Source organism: Rhizobacter sp. P3_B12, from assembly GCF_056402895.1.
In genome coordinates this window covers 1-20203 of sequence record NZ_JBFUGN010000020.1, presented here as the reverse complement: position 1 = coordinate 20203, position 20203 = coordinate 1, and the positions used below count along the sequence as shown (strand labels likewise).

Sequence of the window (20203 nt, the reverse complement as noted above, 5' to 3'; positions counted from 1 at the left end):
GTCTTCGCCCCCCAGGGGGCGAAGACCGCACCGGCCGGCGAGCCACAGCCTCCCCACCCGCGCCTTTGCTCAAGCAGCAGGAGGACATCGTCAGACTTTCTTGATCGCGGACTTGCCGAACAAGCCCGCAGGCTTCACCGCGAGCACGATCAAGAGCAGCACCAATCCAGGCACATCCTTGTAGCCGGTCGACAGGTAGAAGCCAGTCGTTGTCTCGGCAATGCCCAGGATGATCCCGCCGACGATGATCCCCATGCCGCTGGTCAGGCCGCCGATGATCGCCACCGCGAAGGCCTTCAGGCCCAGCACCGCGCCCATCGTCGCGCCGGTCAGCGTCAGCGGGGCGATCAGCACGCCGGCGAAGGCCGCCGTCAGCGACGACAGCGCGTACGAGAACGTGATCACCAGGCCCGTGTTGATGCCCATCAGCTTCGCGGCATCGCGGTCGTTGAAGGTCGCCACCACCGCCTTGCCGTAGATCGTCTTGCGGTTGAAGAACTCCACCGCCAGCATCATCAGCAGCGCACCCACCACCACCAGGATCTCCATCGGCAGCACGTTCGCCCCCAGGAACTTCAGCGGCGACTCCGGCAGCGGCGACGGGAACTTCAGGTCGTCGCGGCCCCACACGTTCTCCGCCACGTTCTTGAAAATGATGCCCAGCGCGATCGTCGACATGATCCAGCCGAACTCCGACTTGATCTTGATCGCCGGGCGCACGCCGATGCGCTCGACGAAAGCGCCCTGCAGCGCACCGAACACGCACACCACCGGGATCATCAGCCAGTAGTTCAGGCCCAGGCCGACCAGCGTCAGCCCGACCAGCGCGCCCAGCATCAGCGCGTCGCCCTGGCCGAAGTTCAGCGTGTCGGAGGTCGCGAACGTCAGCTGGTAGCCGAACGCGATCACCGCGTAGATCATCCCGAGCGCAATGCCGCTGTAGATGAGTTGGGTCAGGATCTGCATGGTGCTTCCTGCAAGGACTCAAACAACGAACGCCGCCACGGCACCGGCCGGGGCGGCGTCTTCCCGGGCCCGGCCTACTTCTTCGTGGCCGTCAGCGCACCCTTCGCGTTCGGATCCTTCACGCGCACCTCCGACGCCTTCTTGAAGTCGTCCGGATACGCATACACCACGCGCTGGCCCTTGACCTCGCCGAACACCGGGATGTTCGCGGTGATCGCCTCGTGGTCGCCCTTGCTGAACGGCTTGTTGTACGTCGTCACGACGCCTTCGACCGGCGCCTTCAGGTCCTCGAGCGCCGCCTTCACCTTCGGCCCCTCGGTGCCGCCCGCCTGCTTGATCGCCGCGGCCAGCAGGTACACCGAGTCGTAGCCCTGCGCCGCCGATACCGGCGAATCGATGCGCGCGTTCTTCGGGTTGAAGGTCTTCAGGTAGTTGATGATGAACGACTGGCGCTTCGGCGTCGTCGGCTCCTGGATGAAGGTCTGCGGCATGCGCGCGCCCTCGCCGCCCGGGCCGGCGTTGTCGATGTAGTTGGCCATCGACAAGGTCCAGCTGCCCACCAGCGGCACCTTCCAGCCGAGCTTGGTCATGCCGTTGGCGATCTGCGCCAGCTCCGGGCCGATGCCGTAGGTCAGCACGGCTTCCGCACCCGCCTCCTTGGCCTTCAGCAGCTGGGCCGTCATGTCGACGTCCTTGATGTTGAACTTCTCGACCGCGACCGGCTTGACGCCCTTCAGCGCGAGCGCCTTCTCCAGGTCCTCGCGGCCCAGCTGGCCGTAGTTGGTGGAGTCCGCCAGGATCGCGACCTTCTTGAAGCCGCGGCGCGTGATCGCCTCTTCAACGATCATCGGCGCCTGGATGCTGTCGTGCGCCGCGTTGCGGAAGATGTAGTTCTCCGGCTGGCTGTCGAACTGGTGCGTGATCAGCGAGCCGGTGGCCACGTTGTTCATCACCGGGATCTTCGCGTCCTGGTAGAAGCGCTGCGAGGCGAGCGCGACACCGGTGTTGATGTAGCCGACGGTCGCCGCCACCTTCTCCTTGTTGATCAGCTCCTGCGCGATCTGCACGCCGCGCTCGTTCTTCGCCTCGTCGTCGCGCTCCACCAGCACCAGCTGGCGGCCCAGCACCCCGCCGGCCTTGTTGATCTCGTCGGCCGCCAGGCGCACGCCGTCGCGCATGCTGACACCCATCGACGATGAACCGCCGGTGAACGGGCCGGCCACGCCGATCTTGATCGGGTCGGCGGCGAATGCGGCGGCGGCGGCCAGGCTCAGCGCGCTCGCGACAAGGGGGGTGGAAAAACGGGTCCAGGGGCTGCGCATGTTGTCTCCTGCGTGCGGCGGGTGAATGAACTTCAGTCCTCGCAAAGCCCTGTGTTCCCGTAGGACACGACGATCACGCGCGGCCTCGGCGTGTCGTGTTGCGGTGCTTCGTTGCGACCAGCATCGATGCTCGCGCATTCGCCCCGATCCGCCCTCGTGGTATTCACGTACGTGGTGTTCGCGTCCGGCCGCGGCTTTTGCGCCCAGGCTGAAACTGCTTTGCGTGGCGCGCAGCAATGCGCACCGCCACGGGGCACCCGCACCGACCGCTCACGCGCTCCAGACGCCGTGCCGCCGGTGCCAGTCGGCCAGCGACTCGTCCGGCCAATGCTGCGAATGCACATGGCCGCGACCCTTCGGCACGTCGACCCAGGGCGCCACGAACGCGAGCGCCGCCTCGACGACCTCGGCCGGCCGGGGCAACGGCGTGTCGATCGCCGATGCATGCGGATGAATCAGCTCGGGCCAGCGCGGATCCCACAGCCACAACGCGCTGCCGCACTTGACGCAGAAGTGGCGCTGCGCCTTCGAGCGCGTCGCCCGCTTGCCGGGTTCGCGCATCACCGCGTGGTAGACCGCCAGGTGCTTGCGGCCGCGCACCTTCAGCGTCGTGGCATCGCCGCCCAGGTTGATCGCGTAGCCCCCGCCGCCGGCCGTCTTGCGGCAGATGCTGCAGTGGCAGTGCATGTAGGGCTGCGGGCTGTGCGCTTCGAGGCTGAAGCGCACGGCAGCGCAATGGCACGATCCTTCGAGGTGCATCGCGGGCCTCCGGTCGGGACAGGGGCCCGCCAGTATCGCGCCGCGATGCGCCCTAGACCGGCGAAGGGTCGGCCGGCGCCCTTGGGCCGGCAACGGCCCCGAGCGCGCCGCCCCACACGTGGTACAGCAGCTGCAGGCCGGCGAACTTGGCCAGCTGGGTGTAGAGCTCGGAATTCATCTTGATCTTGCCGAGCTCGGCCTGCGTCGCCGGGCGGCCCTGCTCCTCGACCAGCTTCGCCTGCGCCTTCAGCTTCAAGGCCTCCGGCATGCCGACCAGCATCGAGAACAGCCCGGCGAAGCCCGTCGTCAGGATGGCATGCGATGTCCAGCCGACCCGGCTGGCCAGCACGTCCTTCAGTGCCTGCGGCAGCGTCGTCACGACGTTCGCGCCGTAGCGCGGCACGTTGGCCAGCGCGCTGAGCACCTGCTCGCCGGACGACTTCTCCAGGTGGGCGAGGCACTCGTCGAGGTCGGTGCGCGCGAGGAAGTGCTGGAAACCGGCCCGGCCGTCGCCGATCTCGCGGCTGTTGCGGATGGCGCGCATGCCGCCGCCGCCGATCACCGAGCCCCCCACCACGTCGATGACGCCGTCGCCCTCGGCGCGCTGCTCGCTGGTGCCCTGCGTGCCGGTGATCGCCACCTGCGGCACGCGCAGCAGGCCGTTGCGCAGGCCGCCGTAGCTGATGCCGGCGGCGACGGTCAGGTCGGTCGCCAGGCTCGCCTTGGTGTGCGGGTTGGCGCCCTGCAGCGGCGCGGGCAGCTTGTCCTGCGGCGGGCGCGTGAAGTACGCGTCGGCGAAGGTCTTCTCCGCGGCGGCGCCCGAGCCGGCATCCAGCACCGACAGCATCAGCCCGAGCATCGCACCGGCGGCCAGCGCGGGCAGTGCCGCGGGCGTCTCCTTGCTGACGGCCGCCATCAGGCCTTCGATCGTCTTTTCGGCGAGCTTGAAATCGACCATGGCCGAGCCGACGTTGAAGCCGTTCGCGCCCGCCATGCCGTGCAGCACCGCGGTGCCGCGGTCGCGCCATTGCACTTTCTCCAGCAGCGCGATGAACTGGTCGCGCGTCGTGATGCCGCGCCGCTCCAGCACCGCCGCCTGTTGGCCGGCCAGGTCCTTCAGCTGGGCGATGTCCTCGGCGCTGCCGGTCGGGCGCATCGAGCTCAGCATGTAGGCGACGCAGCCCGGCACATCGTCGGGCAGCTTGGCATCCAGCCGGAGATGCTTGAAGAAGAGCGCGTTGACGCCGATCGGATYGACGTCGCGGAAGCTCGGCAACTCGGCCTGCGGCCGGTCCAGCGATGCCATCCCGCCGGGGGCACGGGTCGACGCGCCGGCCGGTGCGTGATCGGCCGGCGGATGCTGCGTCCCGCCGTCGACGCCAGCGTCCACCGATCCAGTATCGGACGGGGTCGGCTGCAGCATCAGGGACGGAATGTCCTCCTGCGAGCCGGTGTTCGACGGCGGCACGGAGCTGCGCGGCCGCGACGCGCTGGTCGCCCGCGAGCTGGTGGAGCGATGCGAGCGCACGCTGGCACGGCGCCCCGGCGGACCGTTCGGGTCTTCGAGCGCCGGGGCCGACGCCGTGCTGGTCGCCGAGGGTGCCTGGCTCGCCTCGCTTCGGGCACTGTCGATGCTGGCAGACCGCCTGACGGGCCGCGCTGACGTGGATTGCAGCATGGGAATCCTCCTGGTGTGGGCAGCTCGTGGCCGCAGACCGACAGGTTGAGACCCCTGCGGGCCCGGCATCGATGGCAGCGCGAAATTCCGGCCGTGCCAGCGAAGCCGCGGCCGCATCAACCGGCGTGCTGGTAGCGGTGCTCCTGCGTGCGCCCCCCGAAACCGTAGGCGCTGGCACGCAGGTCGGCCACGTGCACGTACGAATGCTCGGCCACCCCGCCGAGCAGCTCGCCCATCGCCCGGTGCACGGCCTCCAGGTAGACGGCCTTCTCGCGCTTGGTGTTGGTCTCGTCGGTGATGCTGACCATCCAGTGGTAGCTGCGCGGGCCACCACCGGAGAGCGGCCGGCCGCCGATGAACCAGCGGCTGGGCGCGATGAAGTCGACGACGACCGCCGTCAGCGACGGATCCTTGCCGAGCAGGCGCGCGGTCAGCTCGGCGGCGTTGCGGGCGACGTTCGCGGCGAGCGCATCGTCGGCATCGCCGGAGATCTGGATGTGCAGGTAGGGCATGGAAGACTCCTTCGGTGGTTGGGTTGACAAGCTCACTGTAGGCACGCAGCATCCATCTGTGAAACGGTTTGATCCGATCTCATTGATGGAAGACTCTGATGAAAGACCGCGATGAATGACCTCGATCCGCTCTGGCTGCGCAGCTTCATCGCGATTGCGCAGGCCGGCTCGGTCACGCGGGCCGCCGCGCGCGTGAACCGCACGCAATCGGCCGTCAGCACCCACCTGCAGCAGCTGGAGGCGAGCGTCGGCGCACGCCTGGTGCAACGCAGCACGCGTGCGCTCGCGCTGACGGCCGAGGGCGAGCGCTTCCTGCCGCATGCGCGCCGGCTGATCGAGCTGCAGGAGGAGGCGCGCGCCTCGGTGCAGCCGGCGCAGCAGGCCGCGCTGTGGCGCATCGGGCTGAGCGAATACTTCCTGCCGGCGCGCCTCGCCGACCTGCTCGCGCTGCTGCGCGACGCCCAGCCGCAGGCCCGCTTCGAGCTGCTGTGGGCCAGCTCCGCTGCACTGCAGCAACTGTGGGCGGCCGGCGCGATGGACCTGGCCGTCGTCACCAGCGACAAGGCCCTGCCCGGTGCGCGCCTGCTGCGCCGCGAGCCGCTGTCGTGGGTGGCGGCACCCGGCTGGCAGCCACCGGCCCGCTTGCCGGCGCCGCTGGTGCTGCTCGGCCCCGACTGCCCGGTGCGTGCGATGGCGCTGGCCGCGCTGGCCCGCAGCGCGCGGCCGTACCACCTGCAGCTCAGCTGCACCGGCAGCCACGGCGCGGTGGCCGCGATGCGCGCCGGCTGGGGCGTCGGCTGCCTGAACCAGTCGGCGATCCCGGCCGACCTCGACGTGCTGACGCGGCGCGATCCGCGCGGCTGGCCCTCGCCCGGCCGGCTGTCGTTCCACGTGCTGGCCAAGCCCGCGCTGCGCGACACCGAGCGCTTGCTGCGGCAATGGGCAACCGACTGATGCGGCCCCGAAACTCCTACACTGACCCCATGAACAGCATTGCATTCATCGGCGGCGGCAACATGGCCAGCGCCATCATCGGCGGCCTGCTCAAGAGCGGCCGCGCGCCGGGCGACATCCTGGTGCTGGAGCCGAACGCCGAGCAGCGCTCGCGGCTGCAACGCGATCTCGGCGTGATCACGCTCGAGGCCCCCGGCTCGGTGCTGCAGCGCGCCGGCATCGTCGTCTGGGCGATCAAGCCGCAGAACTTCAAGGAGGCCTCGGCCGCGTGCGCCGCGCACATCGGCGCGGCGCTGCAGTTCAGCGTGATGGCCGGCATCCGCAGCGGCGACATCGCGCGCGCGCTCGGCAGCGAACGCGTCGTGCGCGCGATGCCGAACACGCCGGCGCTGATCGGCCAGGGCATCGCCGGGCTGTTCGCGCGGCCGGCCGTCGGCGCCGACGAGCGCCTGCAGGTCGAGCGCCTGCTGGCCCCCACCGGCCGCACGCTGTGGGTCGAGCGCGAGGAAGACCTCGACGCCGTCACCGCGCTGTCCGGCTCCGGCCCGGCCTATGTGTTCTATTTCGTCGAGGCGATGATGAAGGCGGCGCAGGACATGGGCCTGAGCGCCGAGCAGGGCCGCGAGCTGGCGCTGGCCACCTTCGCCGGCGCGTCGGCGCTGGCGCTGCAATCGGGCGAGCCGCCCTCGCTGCTGCGCGAGCGCGTCACGTCCAAGGGCGGCACGACCTACGCCGGCCTCACCTCGCTGGAACGCAGCGACGTGCACGGCGCGATCGTCTCGGCCGTGAAGGCGGCGCAGCGCCGGGCGCGTGAACTGGGCGACGAATTCGGTTGATTCCAACCCCGTGGCATCGCAGGCTATGTGATGCCTGGAACACATCATGCAAAGGAGGCATGAGCTTCGGTGAGAAATTCGGGCGCCGCGGGCCTACAGTCGCGCTCCATGCCGGCGGCGTGGGCCACGAGTTCGCGCGGCGCCAGGGCATGACGACTTCCCCCCACGGAGACCCGCATGAGCAACCTGTCCTATGTCACCCCGCACGCTGATAGTCCCTGGCAGACCTACCTGTCGCAGGTCGACCGCGTGCTTCCCTATATCGGATCGCTGGCCAAATGGGGCGAGACGCTGAAGCGCCCGAAGCGCGCGCTGATCGTCGACGTGCCGATCGAGCTCGACAACGGCACGGTGCAGCACTTCGAGGGCTACCGCGTGCAGCACAACCTGTCGCGCGGCCCGGGCAAGGGCGGCGTGCGCTACCACCCCGATGTCACGCTCGAGGAGGTGATGGCACTGAGCGCGTGGATGACGATCAAGTGCGCCGGCGTCGGCCTGCCGTATGGTGGCGCCAAGGGCGGCATCCGGGTCGATCCGAAGAAGCTGTCGATGAAGGAGCTGGAGCGCATGACGCGCCGCTACACCAGCGAGATCGGCATCATCATCGGCCCGCAGCGCGACATCCCGGCCCCCGACGTGAACACCAACGGCCAGATCATGGCCTGGATGATGGACACGTACTCGATGAACACCGGCTCCACCGCGACCGGCGTCGTCACCGGCAAGCCGATCCACCTGGGCGGCTCGCTCGGCCGCGTGAAGGCCACCGGCCGCGGCGTGTTCGTGACCGGCCGCGAGGCGGCGCGCCGCATCAACCTGAACCTCGACGGCGCGCGCGTCGCGGTGCAGGGCATGGGCAATGTCGGCAGCTCGGCGGCCGAGCTGTTCGTGCAGGCCGGTGCCAAGCTGGTCGCGGTGCAGGACCACACCGGCACGCTCGCGAACCCGAACGGCTTCGACATGGCCGACACGATGGAGGTGCTGAAGCGCGACGGCGGCATCGCCAACTACAAGAACGCCGAGCGCATCGACAACGAGGCCTTCTGGGACGTCGACTGCGACATCCTGATCCCGGCGGCCCTCGAAGGCCAGATCACCGCGGCGCGTGCGAACCGCCTGAAGGCGAAGCTGGTGCTCGAAGGCGCGAACGGCCCGACGCTGCCCGACGCCGACGACGTGATGCACGACCGCGGCATCCTGGTGGTGCCCGACGTGATCTGCAATGCCGGCGGCGTGACCGTCAGCTACTTCGAGTGGGTGCAGGATTTCAGCAGCTTCTTCTGGAGCGAGGACGAGATCAACGTGCGGCTCGACAAGATCATGGTCGATGCGCTGCGCCACATCTGGGACACGTCCGAGAAGCACAAGATCACGCTGCGCACCGCGACCTTCGCGGTGGCCTGCGAGCGGATCCTGATCGCGCGCGAGGAGCGCGGGTTGTACCCGTAAGACCGAGTGCCGGGCTACGACCACGTGCCGAGCACCACCCCGGCGAACACCGCGAAGCCCAGCCAGTGGTTGAGCCGGAAGGCACGGAAGCAGCCGTCGCGCGTGCGCGTGCGGATCAGCGTCCAGTGCCAGCCGGCGATGGCCGCGGCCACCGCCAGGCCGGCGAAGAACGGCCAGCGCAGCCCCTGCTGCGCGCCGAGCACGCCCCAGCCCGCGATGAACAGGCCGTAGCACGCCATCACGCCGGCCACGTCGAAGCGGCCGAGCGTGATCGCCGAGGTCTTGATGCCGATCTTCAGGTCGTCGTCGCGGTCGACCATCGCGTACTCGGTGTCGTAGGCGATCACCCAGCACAGGTTGCCCAGCAACAGGCCCCACGCGAGCGCCGGCACCTCGCCGCGCACCGCGGCGAACGCCATCGGGATGCCGAAGCTGAACGCGACGCCCAACACCGCCTGCGGCATCGAGAAGAAGCGCTTCGTGAACGGGTAGAAGATGCTGACGGCCAGCGCGGCGAAGCTCCACGCGATGGTCGCGGCATTGGTGGTGAGCACCAGGCCGAACGCGGCCAGCGCGAGCGCGGCGCCGAACAGCAGCGCCTCTTTCACGCCGATCGCGCCGCTCGTGACCGGGCGCTGCTCGGTGCGCTTCACATGCTTGTCGAAATCGCGGTCGGCGACGTCGTTGACGGCGCAGCCGGCGCTGCGCATCAGGAAGGTGCCGAGCGTGAAGACGACCAGCAGGTGCCAGCCGGGGAAGCCGCCGGCCGCCATCCACAGCGCCGACAGCGTCGGCCACAGCAGCAGGTAGCTGCCGGCCGGGCGGTCCCAGCGGATCAGGTTCAGGTACAGCGAGAGGCGCGACGGGGTCGGCGCGGTGGGTGCGTTCATGGCGTCAGTCCAGTAGCCCGGATGTCAATCCGGGGGGCCTGCGTCGGGTGCGAGGCCGCGTCCCGGATTGGCATCCGGGCTACCAGTCTATGCGCTGCCACAACGCATGCAGGCGGGTTGCCTTGGCGGCGTTCAGTTGCGCGGCCCATTGCACGCGGCCCCACAGGTGGGCGCGGAAATCGGCATGGCCCTCGTGGTTCTGCGATGCCGGGCCGTGCAGCGCGCACTGGTGCAGCGTGGCGCGCAGGCGGTCGAACTCGCGGCGCGGCAGGTTCGGGTGCGCATTGACGACGACGCCGCAGACGCGCTGGGCCGATGCCTGCGTCGCCAGGCGCGTCTTGCGGTGATTCAGCGCGTAGCCCTCCTCGAGCGCGATGCGTGCCACCCAGCCGGCAATGCGCTCGAATCCGTGGCGCAACGACTCCGGCCCGGACAGCACCAGGTCGTCGGCATAGCGCGAATACGTCGCCCCGAGCACGTGCGCGAGACCGTCGAGCCGCAGGTCGAGCTGGAACGCGCTCAGGTTCGCGAGCATCGGCGAGCTCGGCGCGCCCTGCGGCAGATGGGCGCGGCGCAACGCGCGGGCGTCCTGCCAGTCGACCCAGCCGTCGTCGCGCAGGCGTTCGATCACCGGCTCGGGCGTGCTGACGGTGCACAGCGCGGCGAGCTGGCGCGCGACGCCGCGCGGGTAGCCGAGCGTGTGGAACACCGCCGCGACCTGCGACGCCAGGATGCGGCCGAAGAAATTCTTCAGGTCGAAGTGCATCACCACCGGCCGGCCGGTGTGCAGCCGCGCATGCGTCAGCACCGAGCGGCCCGCAACGAAGCCGTGGCAGGCCTCGTGCACCGGCACCTTGTCGAGCAGGTCGTGCAACACGCGGCCCTGCAAGGCCTTGAGCCGGCTGCGCGGGGATTCGATCAGCCGGCCGCCGCCGCTGCGCTTGGGCTGCAGCGTGAAGCCGTAGTGCTGGGACTGCAAGGGCAGCAGGTGGCGGCGGTCGTGCGTGAACCAGTCGAGGTCGTCGAGCGTGATGCCGAGCCAGGCGGCGATGGCGGCGCTGTGCGGAAGCGGCGGGAGGCCAAGGCCGTCCAGCCCCAATGGAGCGGCATGCATGCGCGAAGCGCGCAGGATCCAGCGTCGCACGAAGGGCAGGCCCGGGACACGCGGTGCCGTGATGAACGCGCGCGCCTGCTCGATGCGTGCGGCGAGGTCGCCGACCTCCTGGCGCTGCCAGGTGGCGCTGGACACCCTGGGCAGTTCGTCGATGAAGGCAGTGAGCCAGCGCGGCGACGCGCCCAGCGCCTGCTCGGCCCGCGCCTTCAGCGACGCAGGTGTCTGCGGCCCGGCCCACAGCGCCCGCGCCAGGGCGAGGGCATCGAGGTGACGAAGGCGCGAAGCGTGCATGTCGAGGTGCGGCCCAGGGACGCCGACCTGCCGGTCTCGTGGTCAGCAGTCGTGCGCGTCAGCGCACGTCGGCTTGCACCGCGAATGCCAAGGTCGACTCGATGCCATGGGGGTACCCCACAGCCGGGTCCGTACTGCAACCCGTTTCTGCTCGGCGTGTGTGGCCGCGCGCGGATTCTAGAGGCCTAGAGGCCGACCCCGTGTGCCATCAAGGATGCAGCGATGACGATCAACACCAGCAGCACCATCTGCGCCGCCAGCAGCCGCGAGATCAGCGTGTGCTCGCGCTCGGTGACCTCCGGCGCCTTCCCTGCCTTCAGTGCCGGCGCCCAGCGGATGAAGCGCACCGTCGGGTAGATCGACAGCAAGCCGACCAGCACGAACAGCGTCAGCTTCAGGTGGAAGAACGGGCTGTGCGCATAGAACGACCAGCCCTTCTCGAAGTGCGCCGCGCGCACGAAGCCGACCACCAGCAGCACCATCGCGAACAGGCCGTACCAGCGGTCGGCCAGCGCAATGCGCTTCGCCTCGGCGAGCGTCGGCGCGCGGCTGAACGTGAGCCACTCGAGGAACAGCGTCGCGGCGATGCCGAACGCGGCGATGAAATGCAGGGCGGCAACAAGCGAGCTGGCGATCATGCGGGGCCTCCGGGGTTGAGAGTCTGTCAGCCGTCGAGTTTCTTCTGGAACACCAGGCCTGCGTGCTCGCGCAGCGCGTGGAACTTGATCTTCGGCCAGTTGGCCTCGATCGCGCGCAGCTCCGGTGCGTACTCCACCAGCACCGTCGGCGCGTCGACCGCATCGTAGGCGACGCGGTGGTCGTTGCCGTCGATGAAGCGCTTCAGTTCGCGCTCGCCGCCGTCGGCTTCGTCGCAGGTCACCCAGCGCGCCACCTGGAAGCGGCTCGGCTGGATGCGCGCCTTCACGCCGTACTCATGCTCCAGCCGGTGCGCGACCACCTCGAACTGCAGCTGGCCGACCGCGCCCAGCAGCAGCACCGAGCCGGCGACCGGGCGGAACACCTGGATCGCGCCCTCTTCGCCGAGCTGCTGCAGGCCGGCCTTCAGCTGCTTGGTGCGCAGCGGATCGGCCACCTCGACGCTGCGGAACATTTCCGGCGCGAAGAACGGCAGCCCGGTGTAGAGCAGGTTCTCGCCCTCGGTCAGCGTGTCGCCGAGCTGCAGCACGCCGTGGTTCGGGATGCCGATGATGTCGCCGGCGAAGGCCTCGTCGAGCAGCTCGCGGCGCTGCGACAGGAAGCTGACGACGGTGTTCGGCCGCAACTCCTTGCCCGAGCGGCCCACCTTCAGCCGCATGCCGCGCTCGAAGTGGCCGCTGGCCACGCGCACGAACGCGATGCGGTCGCGGTGCGCCGGGTCCATGTTGGCCTGGATCTTGAAGACCACGCCGGTGAACTTCTTCTCGTCGGGCTCCACCAGCCGCTGCGTGGCCTGGCGCGGGCCGGGCGCGGGCGCCAGGTCGACCAGCGCATCGAGCACCTCGCGCACGCCGAAGTTGTTGACCGCCGAGCCGAAGAACATCGGCGTCTGGTGGCCGGCGAGGAAGGCCGCCTTGTCGAAGGCGGGCGCGGCCTCGCGCACCAGCTCGATCTCGCCGTGGGCCTGCTCGTACTGCATGCCGAAGCGCTCGGCGTAGGCGGGGTTGTCGAGCCCGGCGAGGATCTCGTCATCGTTGTGATGGCGGTCTTCGCCAGGGCTGAACACGCGCATCTGCTCCTCGCGCAGGTCCATCACGCCGTGGAACTGCTTGCCCATGCCGACCGGCCAGGTGAAGGGCACGACGCCCATGCCCAGCTCGCGCTCGATCTCGTCCATCAGCACCAGCGGCTCCTGCACCTCGCGGTCCATCTTGTTGACGAAGGTGAGGATCGGCGTGTTGCGCGCGCGGCAGACCTGCAGCAGCCGGCGCGTCTGCGGCTCGACGCCGTTGGCCGCGTCGATCACCATCAGCGCGGCGTCGACCGCGGTCAGCACGCGGTAGGTGTCTTCGGAGAAGTCCTGGTGGCCCGGGGTGTCGAGCAGGTTGATGACGCAGTCGCGGTATTCCATCTGCATCACCGAGCTGGCGACCGAGATGCCGCGCTGCTTCTCGATCTCCATCCAGTCGGACGTGGCATGCCGCGAGGCCTTGCGCGCCTTCACGCTGCCGGCGATCTGGATCGCGCCGGAGAACAGCAGCAGCTTCTCCGTCAGCGTGGTCTTGCCGGCGTCGGGGTGGGAAATGATGGCGAAGGTGCGGCGGCGGCGCACCTGCGGGGTCAGCTCGGAGGACATCGGTAGGGGACTCGCGGGAGGGGCGCCGCCAGCAGGCGGCGCGAGGGGCGCATTGTCCCTCATCGACCGGGCGTGGCTTCGGGGCGGCGCCCGGCTGACGGCGCTGGCACACTCGCGCGATGCCGGAGTTGCCCGACATCGCCGTCTACACCGAACGCCTGGCCGACAAGGTGCAGGGCCGCGCGCTGCAGCGCGTGAAGGTGCTGCACCCGTTTCTGCTGCGCACCGCAGTGCCGCCGCTGTCGCAGGCCGAGGGCCGCAGCGTGGTCGGCATCGAGCGGCTGGGCAAGCGGGTCGTGCTGGCGCTGGACAACGGCCTCTTCCTCGTGATCCACCTGATGATCGCCGGCCGGCTGCGCTGGCTGCCGCCGGGCGGCAAGCCGCCGGGGAAGATCAGCCTCGCGGTGTTCGAGTTCGACAGCGGCAGCCTGGTGCTCACCGAGGCCGGCAGCCAGCGCCGCGCATCGCTGCACGTGGTGGCCGACCGTGCCGCGCTGCAGGCAATGGACCCGGGTGGCATCGACGTGATGACCGCCGACCTCGCCACCTTCAGCGAGCGCCTGCTGCGCGAGAACCACACGCTGAAGCGCCAGCTCACCGACCCGCGGCTGTTCAGCGGCATCGGCAACGCCTACTCCGACGAGATCCTGCACCGCGCGAAGCTGTCGCCGATCCTGCTGTCGAAGGCGATGCAGCCGGCGCAGGTCGCCCAGCTCTTCGACGCGACGCGCGCGGTGCTCGCCGAATGGACCGACCGGCTGCGTGCCGAGGCCGGCGACTGGCCGGAGAAGGTCACCGCGTTCCACCCGCAGATGGCGGTGCACGGCCGCTACGGCCAGCCCTGCCCGGTGTGCGGCACGCCGGTGCAGCGCATCGTGCATGCCGACAACGAGACCAACTACTGCGCGCGCTGCCAGACCGGCGGCAGGCTGCTGGCCGACCGGGCGCTGTCGCGGCTGCTGAAGGCGAGCTGGCCGAAGAACGTCGACGAGCTGCCTTGAGCCGCGCGCCGCTCAGGCGTTGAAGTAGCGCCCCGGCGTCGTGCCGAACTCGCGGCGGAACATCGCGATGAAGGCGCTGAGGTTGCCGTAGCCGAGCTCGAGCGCGACGATCGTCACCGGCGTACCCGTGGCCAGCAGTTCGAGCGCTCGCATCAGCCGCGCGCGCTGCCGCCAGGCACTGAAATGAAAGCCCGTCTCGGCGACGAAGCGCCGCGTCAGCGTGCGCGGTGCGATGCCGGCCCAGGCCGCCCAGTCATCGAGCGAGCGCGTGTCGTCCGGACGGTCGCCGATCGCGCGGGCGATGCGCAGCAGGCGGCGGTCCTGGGGCAGCGGCAGGCCGAAGGCTTCGCGCGGCAGCGTCCGGATCTCGTCGTGGATCACCGTCGCCAGGCGCTGCTGGATGTCGTCGAGCCGTGCGGCGTCCGGCCAGCCGGCAGCGCGCAGCACGGCCTCGCGCAGCAGCCCCGAGCCGCGCATCGTGCAGGGCGCCTCGGGCAGCCCGGCACAGAACGGTTCGGCGAGGTAGACGCTCCAGCCGGCGAACGGTCCATGCGAACGCAGCGCGTGCGGCTGGCGCGGCGGAATCCACACCACGCGAATGGCAGGCACCACCCACTGCCCGCGCCGGGTGCCGACCGACAACAGGCCGCGCAGCGCGCCGAACAGCTGGCCCCGCGCATGCGCATGCATCGCGGTGACGCGCGGATCGGCGCCTTGCAGCGTGGTGGCGAGCAGGGCCGGCCCGTCGGCGGCATCGAGCAGCGAGGACACGAACGAAGCGGAGGCCATTGGCGTCAGTGCAGTATCGATCGGCCAGATTACCGCAGTGCCGCCACGATCGGCTGCCGAGAATCGCATCACACCCCCATCAGGAGACCGACATGCGAGCCGACGACGTGCTTTCCGACACCGCCAACCACGGCGACTTCAACGGCGTTCCCATCCGCAAGGGCACGATCGCCGCCTTCCTCGCGAATGCAAGCACGTGGAGCGATCCGGCCTCGAGCACCGCGCAGCGCGCAACGGCGGAGGCCCACATCGCCGAGGCGCTGCCGGCGCTGCGTGCGGTCGGGCTGTTCGACGTGCTGGAGGTGCGCGACCCCGCGCTGCGCGCCTGGCTCGCTCAGAGCCCCCCGAACCCGTTGTAGCCGTGCAGGTGCGACAGCGGCACGCCTACGGCGCGACCGTCACGAACACCGGGTTCGAATAGAACCACAGGCTGCCGTAGTTGCGGTCGTTGATGGCGTTGACGCGGGCCGTGTTGTCGGCGCCGGTGGTCTGCTGATCGGCCAGCGGCTCGCCGGTGGCGGTCAGCCCTGCCACGTCCGGCGCCAGGTTGGTGCCGCGCAGGCGGAAGTACTGGCTCTTCTTCGCCTCGACCGGGAGGCTGACCGAGACGTAGCCGTCGGCCTCGACCTTCCAGTCGGCTGCCGTGAAGCGGCGCAGCACCTGGGTCGAGGCATTCGTTGCCACGCCATAGGCGGGCGTGCCCGGCAGCGCCTTGCCCGTCACGTCGCCGACGATCAGGTCGACATGGTCGACGACCGGCTTCATGTTGCCAGGCGTGCCACTGTCCACCGGCTTCTGGTAGTTGTTCAGCGCCGGGCTCTTGAAGCGGATCGTGACCGTCACGCGCTCGCCGGCGGGCACCTTGATCTCCTGGCCCATGAAGCCCTTGCCGGTCGACCCGCTGACGCGGAAATCCAGCGCGTCGATCAGGTCGCCGAACACGCCGAACATGCGGCCGTCGCGCAGGCTCTTCGTCAGCCCGCCGACGCCGGCCTGGCCATCGGCCACCCAGACATGGTTCTTCGAATACTCGCCCGGGTAGTAGCCGCTGCTGTTGCTGGCGGCGTCGATCTCGAAGTGCGAATCGGAGTCGGCGATGTTCCAGATGCGCCGGCCCTCGCCCAGCAACGCATCCCAGGTGCCGCCCACCCGGGCCACGATGGCATCGACACCGCCGTAGGTGCGGTTCGGCGCGTTCTCGGCCACATAGGCCGAGGTGTAGCCGCCCCGGTTCGGCTCCATCTGGTTGCCGACCATGCCTTCGATCATGAACACGATGTCGGGTGCCAGGTCGTTCATCTGGCGCAGGTCGCTGACCGTGTACTTGCCAGGGTTGCGCGACGGGTGGTTGAGGGTCGCGAAGCTGGTCGCGGGGTAGTTCGCCTTCAGCCACGAGATCGCCTGCAGCGCGTCCGCGGCCGTGCTGTTGAAGCGCTGCGGGTACTTCGTTTTCCAGACGGCCACGTCGGCGGGATCGAACTGCGATTCCGCCAGCGTCGTGAAGGCGTACTGGAACTCCTTCGCGCCACTGGTCGATGCCTGCAGCGTCGGCGCGCCTTCGAACAAGGCCACGCCCAGGTGGTCATGCGTGGGCATGTCCCATTCGAAGCCCGAGAAGATCAGCTTGCCGGCATAGGTGCCGCCGGCCTGCAGCGCCTTGACGCGCGGGATCTCGTGCGACGCCATCCCGTACGCGAACGGAACCGGCGTGGCCAGCAGCGTGCCGTCGTTGTCGTACTTGGACGAACGCAGGTGGTTGGTCAGCGCCATCCAGTCCAGCTTGTAGGTGGCGAAGGCCTTGTTCAGCACGAAGTCCAGCGTCTGCGTCGTGCGCGAATCGTCGGATTGCACCGTGTGCACGTGCAGGTCGCCGGCCGTCCACTTGCCGGCCGGCTCGTTGATGGGGCTGCTGCTGTCGCCATCGCCGCCGCAGGCGTAGATCAGGGAGAGGCTTCCCAACAACAACGACAGAAGCTTGATCCGATGGGACAGGGGCACGATGGATTCCTTCGCAAAAAGGGATGGATGCTAGGAACCCCTCGTGACACCGCCGTGACCCGCTGTTGCGCGCGCGCGATCATCGAACTGTCACGGCAACTACATATGGCGCCCCTAGAGTGGGTTCCATGAACAAGTACCCCTCCCTCCAGCGCCGCAGCCTGCTCAAGATGAGCCTCGCGTCCGCTTCCACGGTCGCCACCGGCGGCTTGCTCGCCGCCTGCGGCGGCGGCGACGGTGACGCTGCGCCCGCGTCGACGCAGATCTCCAGCTTTGCGCTGGCGGTGCTGCCCGACACCCAGTTCTATTCGCGCTACGCCACGTCCACCGAGAGCAGCCAGTACGAGCGCCACTACGGCAGCGAGCCGTACTACGCGCAGACCCGCTGGATCGCCGACAACGCACAACGGCTCAACATCCCCTTCGTCATCCACCTGGGCGACGTGGTGGACCAGGTCGGCAAGCCCGAGCAATGGAAGGTGGCCGACACCGCGATGCAGGTGCTCGAAGTGGCCAAGGTGCCGTACTCGATCCTGGCGGGCAACCACGACGTGCTGAACGACGTCGACTACGACGCGAGCCCCGCGACCGGCACCGACACCCAGCGCGTGCTGGCCAACGAACCCTACCTGCAATGGTTCGGCGCGAAGCGCGCCAAGCGCCAGTCCACCTTCGGCGAGCGCGACGGCACCGGCTTCCACGAGTACCACGTCTTCAAGGCGCAAGAGCAGCAGTTCCTGGTGCTGTCGCTGTCGTGGCGCATCTCGGACGCCGGCATCGCCTGGGCGCGCGGCGTGATCGCGAGCCACCCCACGCTGCCGGTCATCCTGGTCAACCACCAGTTGCTGAACATCGCGCCGGACGCCGTGAGCCCGCTGGAGACCGGCTACGGCAAGATGCTGTGGGAGAAGCTGATCCGCGACAACGACCAGATCTTCATGACGCTGAACGGCCACCACCATGGGGGCGCCCGCCTGACCAAGACCAACGACTTCGGCAACGCGGTCGAGGAGATGGTGGTGGACTACCAGATGGCCTACCAGGGCGGCAACGGCCTGATGCGGCTCTACGAGTTCGACCTGACCAACAAGCAGATCAACGTGCTGTCGTTCTCGCCCTGGGTGCCGATGAAGCCGGCGGAGACGCTGAACGCCTTCGACCAGGCCGTGCTGACCGAGCCCAACCACAGCTTCACCATCGGCATGGATTTCGCGAAGCGCTTCGCCCGCTTCAACCCGGGCTTCGGCACCGGCCAGGCCACGGTGGCGTCATCCCTGGTGGAGCAGGCCAAGGCCCTGGTGCTGAAGGGCTACGACGAGCCCGCGGCCCCGGTCCAGCGGGCGGCCAAGGACACCGACGACTACCCCAAGGTGGCCTCCACCGTCGCGCACTGGCGCTTCTTCGGCGGCACCGAGGGGGCGGCCGTGGCACCGGGCACCCGGATCGCCGACGTGACCGGCGCCAACCCGCTGCAGCGCGATGCGCTCAACACCAGCGTGATCGTCGGCGCGCAGGCGGCGGACATCGTGTGGAGCAACGACCACCACCGCCTGTCGGCTGCACCGGGCTCGGTGGCGTTCCTGAACACCGACAAGAACGCGCCGCGCATGAGCTACTTCCTGACCGACACGACGGCGGCCATCAACGCACTCACCTTCGCCAGCACCGGCTACACCATCGAAGCCTTCATCAAGATCGACAAGGCCTGGGACAAATCGAAGCACGCGTGGATGAACATCATGACGCGCGACGGCAAGCGCGGCGCGCTACCCGGCTTCGACGGCGGCGATCCGGAATCCCCGCCGATGCTGTTCGCGATCTCCAGCCTGCGCGAGGTGCAGTGGGAGGTGGTGCCCGAGATCAGCGGCGCGCGCGAAGGCGATGCCAGCTGGTCGGGCGAGATCATCGCGGGCACCTGGGTGCACATCGCAATCGTCAACGACCCCACGACGCACGACACCGTGATGTACGTCGAAGGGGCGCCGGTGCTGCGCAACACCAGCCACGTGCCCGGCCTGGCCACGCTGTCCGCCAGCTCGCCCTGGGTGGTCGGCGCCGGCTCCTGGGACGGCGACCGTGCCGACGGCTTCTTCGGCAACATCGGTGAAGTGCGGGTGGTGGCCGAAGCCTTGCCGCCCGGCCAGTGGCTGACGGCGCGGCGCGCCTGAACCTGCCCGGCCGCGCTGAAATCGGGTCAGCGCGCCGTCGCTTGCACCTCGCGCTGCCAATCCCCACCCAGCGCCTTCACCAGGAATACCGAACTCAGCTGCCTTTGCCCGAGCAGCTGCGCCGCCTGGCGCTCGCTGGTCAGCAGCGCCTGCTGCGCGGTGATCACGTCGAAGTAGGTCGACGCACCGCCTTCGTAGCGGCCGGTCGCCATCTCCAGCACGCGGCGCGCCGAGGCCACCGCCGTCTGCGCCTGCGCGCTCGCGCGGTCCAGCGCGGCCAGCCCGGTGATGCCGTCTTCCACCTCCTGCATCGCGGTCAACACGATGCGCCGGTAGTTGGCCACCGTCACGTCGTAGCCGGCCTTCGCGAAGTCGACGTTCGCGCGCACCCGCCCGCCGTCGAACACCGATTGCGCGGCCGACACGCCGAGCGACCACAGCAGGCTCGGCGCGTTGAACAGCGTCGACAGGTCGCGGCTCTCGTAGCCGACCGAGGGCGCCAGCATCACGCTCGGGTAGAACGCCGCGCTCGCGACGCCGATCTGCGCGTTCGCCGCCGCCATCGCGCGCTCGGCCGCCGCCACGTCGGGCCGGCGCTGCAGCACGTCCGACGGCACGCCCAGCGGGATCGCCGGCGGCTCGAACACCTTCACCTCGGGCGCGATCGAGAACAACGGCGCCGGCGTGCCGGTCAGCGTGGCGATCGCGTGCTCGAACTGCGCGCGCTGGCGGCGCAGCACGTCGACCTGCGTCAGCGTCGTGTCGAGCAGCGCCTGCTGCTGCGCCACGTCGAGGCCCGAAGCCGCGCCCAGGTCGTGCCGCGCGGTCACCAGCTCCAGCGAACGCCGCTGCAAGGCGATCGAGCGCGACAGCACGTCGAGCTCGGTGTCGAGCGCGCGCAAGCTGAAGTAGTCGACTGCCAGCTCGGCCGTCAGCAGCAGCCGCGTGTTCTCCAGGTCGGCCGCCGATTGCTCGGCCGAGGCGCGCGCGCCCTCGACGCTGCGCTGCACCCGCCCGGCCAGGTCGACCTCGTAGCTGGCCGCGAGCGACAGCGTGAAATCGTTCTGGATGGTCGAGAAGTTGGTCGCGTTGTAGCTGCTGAGCGGCCGGTTCGCCGAGATGCGCTGGCGCGCATCGCGCGTGCCGAGCGTCAGCTGCGGCAGCTGCGCGGATGAACCCGCGG

General features: G+C 69.5%; 18 protein-coding genes. 6 read left to right on the top strand and 12 right to left on the bottom strand.

Annotated features, from left to right (window positions below; genetic code table 11):
• Positions 1 to 90: 90 nt before the first annotated feature.
• The 5 genes from AC1D01_RS02510 to AC1D01_RS02490 form a co-directional block, all read right to left on the bottom strand.
• Complete coding sequence (locus AC1D01_RS02510) at positions 91 to 966, bottom strand: branched-chain amino acid ABC transporter permease (protein WP_047501753.1); 876 nt, start codon at positions 964 to 966, stop codon at positions 91 to 93.
• Positions 967 to 1040: 74 nt separating this feature from the next.
• Positions 1041 to 2288, bottom strand: coding sequence for an ABC transporter substrate-binding protein (locus AC1D01_RS02505; protein ID WP_477864523.1), 1248 nt, complete (start codon positions 2286 to 2288; stop codon positions 1041 to 1043).
• Between the two features lie 270 nt (positions 2289 to 2558).
• A complete protein-coding gene (locus AC1D01_RS02500) occupies positions 2559 to 3047 on the bottom strand; it encodes a GFA family protein (RefSeq protein ID WP_477864522.1) in 489 nt (162 codons plus the stop codon).
• 52 nt (positions 3048 to 3099) lie between these two features.
• A complete protein-coding gene (locus AC1D01_RS02495; RefSeq protein WP_477864521.1) occupies positions 3100 to 4725 on the bottom strand; it encodes a hypothetical protein in 1626 nt (541 codons plus the stop codon).
• Positions 4726 to 4841: 116 nt separating this feature from the next.
• On the bottom strand, positions 4842 to 5237 hold the full coding sequence (locus AC1D01_RS02490; protein WP_477864520.1) for a tautomerase family protein: 396 nt from the start codon (positions 5235 to 5237) through the stop codon (positions 4842 to 4844).
• 111 nt (positions 5238 to 5348) lie between these two features.
• Here AC1D01_RS02490 and AC1D01_RS02485 point away from each other — a divergent pair, with 111 nt between their 5' ends.
• From AC1D01_RS02485 to AC1D01_RS02475, 3 genes are all read left to right on the top strand, one after another.
• Entirely contained in the window at positions 5349 to 6191 is an 843-nt protein-coding gene (locus AC1D01_RS02485; RefSeq protein WP_477864519.1) for a LysR family transcriptional regulator, read from the top strand.
• Positions 6192 to 6220: 29 nt separating this feature from the next.
• A complete protein-coding gene (proC, locus tag AC1D01_RS02480) occupies positions 6221 to 7027 on the top strand; it encodes a pyrroline-5-carboxylate reductase (protein ID WP_477864518.1) in 807 nt (268 codons plus the stop codon).
• Positions 7028 to 7204: 177 nt separating this feature from the next.
• The gene (locus AC1D01_RS02475) at positions 7205 to 8476 is read left to right on the top strand and encodes a Glu/Leu/Phe/Val family dehydrogenase (protein WP_477864517.1); all 1272 of its coding nucleotides are present in this window, start codon (positions 7205 to 7207) and stop codon (positions 8474 to 8476) included.
• Positions 8477 to 8490: 14 nt separating this feature from the next.
• On the opposite strand, the gene ubiA is transcribed toward AC1D01_RS02475, so the two are convergent.
• The 4 genes from ubiA to AC1D01_RS02455 all read right to left on the bottom strand — a co-directional run bounded on the left by ubiA (position 8491) and on the right by AC1D01_RS02455 (position 13064).
• On the bottom strand, positions 8491 to 9366 hold the full coding sequence (gene ubiA / locus AC1D01_RS02470) for a 4-hydroxybenzoate octaprenyltransferase (protein WP_477864516.1): 876 nt from the start codon (positions 9364 to 9366) through the stop codon (positions 8491 to 8493).
• Positions 9367 to 9445: 79 nt separating this feature from the next.
• Positions 9446 to 10771, bottom strand: a complete 1326-nt coding sequence (locus AC1D01_RS02465) for a reverse transcriptase family protein (RefSeq protein ID WP_477864515.1) — start codon at positions 10769 to 10771, stop codon at positions 9446 to 9448.
• 185 nt (positions 10772 to 10956) lie between these two features.
• Positions 10957 to 11409, bottom strand: coding sequence for a DUF2214 family protein (locus AC1D01_RS02460; RefSeq protein WP_477864514.1), 453 nt, complete (start codon positions 11407 to 11409; stop codon positions 10957 to 10959).
• Between the two features lie 26 nt (positions 11410 to 11435).
• Positions 11436 to 13064: a peptide chain release factor 3 gene (locus AC1D01_RS02455; RefSeq protein ID WP_477864513.1), complete on the bottom strand. Its 1629-nt coding sequence runs from the start codon at positions 13062 to 13064 to the stop codon at positions 11436 to 11438.
• 119 nt (positions 13065 to 13183) lie between these two features.
• Between AC1D01_RS02455 and AC1D01_RS02450 the strand changes: the two genes are divergently transcribed.
• Positions 13184 to 14065: an Fpg/Nei family DNA glycosylase gene (locus AC1D01_RS02450; protein ID WP_477864512.1), complete on the top strand. Its 882-nt coding sequence runs from the start codon at positions 13184 to 13186 to the stop codon at positions 14063 to 14065.
• A 12-nt stretch (positions 14066 to 14077) separates the two neighbouring features.
• Here AC1D01_RS02450 and AC1D01_RS02445 read toward each other — a convergent pair whose 3' ends face one another.
• Positions 14078 to 14854 (bottom strand): AraC family transcriptional regulator, encoded by a 777-nt coding sequence (locus AC1D01_RS02445; RefSeq protein WP_477864511.1) that lies wholly within the window; start codon positions 14852 to 14854, stop codon positions 14078 to 14080.
• A 92-nt stretch (positions 14855 to 14946) separates the two neighbouring features.
• Between AC1D01_RS02445 and AC1D01_RS02440 the strand changes: the two genes are divergently transcribed.
• The gene (locus tag AC1D01_RS02440) at positions 14947 to 15213 is read left to right on the top strand and encodes a hypothetical protein (protein WP_477864510.1); all 267 of its coding nucleotides are present in this window, start codon (positions 14947 to 14949) and stop codon (positions 15211 to 15213) included.
• Between the two features lie 25 nt (positions 15214 to 15238).
• On the opposite strand, the gene AC1D01_RS02435 is transcribed toward AC1D01_RS02440, so the two are convergent.
• Positions 15239 to 16852, bottom strand: a complete 1614-nt coding sequence (locus AC1D01_RS02435) for a CehA/McbA family metallohydrolase domain-containing protein (protein WP_477864509.1) — start codon at positions 16850 to 16852, stop codon at positions 15239 to 15241.
• A gap of 128 nt (positions 16853 to 16980) precedes the next feature.
• Here AC1D01_RS02435 and AC1D01_RS02430 point away from each other — a divergent pair, with 128 nt between their 5' ends.
• Positions 16981 to 19020, top strand: coding sequence for a LamG-like jellyroll fold domain-containing protein (locus AC1D01_RS02430; protein ID WP_477864508.1), 2040 nt, complete (start codon positions 16981 to 16983; stop codon positions 19018 to 19020).
• A 26-nt stretch (positions 19021 to 19046) separates the two neighbouring features.
• Here AC1D01_RS02430 and AC1D01_RS02425 read toward each other — a convergent pair.
• Positions 19047 to 20203 (bottom strand): efflux transporter outer membrane subunit (locus tag AC1D01_RS02425; protein ID WP_477864507.1); only part of this gene is annotated, 1157 nt, incomplete at its 5' end.

Coding starts and splice junctions, on each gene's coding strand:
- AC1D01_RS02510 (WP_047501753.1), bottom strand. CDS start 966: ATGCAGATCCTGACCCAACTCATCTACAGCGGCATTGCGCTCGGGATG.
- AC1D01_RS02505 (WP_477864523.1), bottom strand. CDS start 2,288: ATGCGCAGCCCCTGGACCCGTTTTTCCACCCCCCTTGTCGCGAGCGCG.
- AC1D01_RS02500 (WP_477864522.1), bottom strand. CDS start 3,047: ATGCACCTCGAAGGATCGTGCCATTGCGCTGCCGTGCGCTTCAGCCTC.
- AC1D01_RS02490 (WP_477864520.1), bottom strand. CDS start 5,237: ATGCCCTACCTGCACATCCAGATCTCCGGCGATGCCGACGATGCGCTC.
- AC1D01_RS02485 (WP_477864519.1), top strand. CDS start 5,349: ATGAATGACCTCGATCCGCTCTGGCTGCGCAGCTTCATCGCGATTGCG.
- proC (WP_477864518.1), top strand. CDS start 6,221: ATGAACAGCATTGCATTCATCGGCGGCGGCAACATGGCCAGCGCCATC.
- AC1D01_RS02475 (WP_477864517.1), top strand. CDS start 7,205: ATGAGCAACCTGTCCTATGTCACCCCGCACGCTGATAGTCCCTGGCAG.
- ubiA (WP_477864516.1), bottom strand. CDS start 9,366: ATGAACGCACCCACCGCGCCGACCCCGTCGCGCCTCTCGCTGTACCTG.
- AC1D01_RS02465 (WP_477864515.1), bottom strand. CDS start 10,771: ATGCACGCTTCGCGCCTTCGTCACCTCGATGCCCTCGCCCTGGCGCGG.
- AC1D01_RS02460 (WP_477864514.1), bottom strand. CDS start 11,409: ATGATCGCCAGCTCGCTTGTTGCCGCCCTGCATTTCATCGCCGCGTTC.
- AC1D01_RS02455 (WP_477864513.1), bottom strand. CDS start 13,064: ATGTCCTCCGAGCTGACCCCGCAGGTGCGCCGCCGCCGCACCTTCGCC.
- AC1D01_RS02450 (WP_477864512.1), top strand. CDS start 13,184: ATGCCGGAGTTGCCCGACATCGCCGTCTACACCGAACGCCTGGCCGAC.
- AC1D01_RS02445 (WP_477864511.1), bottom strand. CDS start 14,854: ATGGCCTCCGCTTCGTTCGTGTCCTCGCTGCTCGATGCCGCCGACGGG.
- AC1D01_RS02440 (WP_477864510.1), top strand. CDS start 14,947: ATGCGAGCCGACGACGTGCTTTCCGACACCGCCAACCACGGCGACTTC.
- AC1D01_RS02430 (WP_477864508.1), top strand. CDS start 16,981: ATGAACAAGTACCCCTCCCTCCAGCGCCGCAGCCTGCTCAAGATGAGC.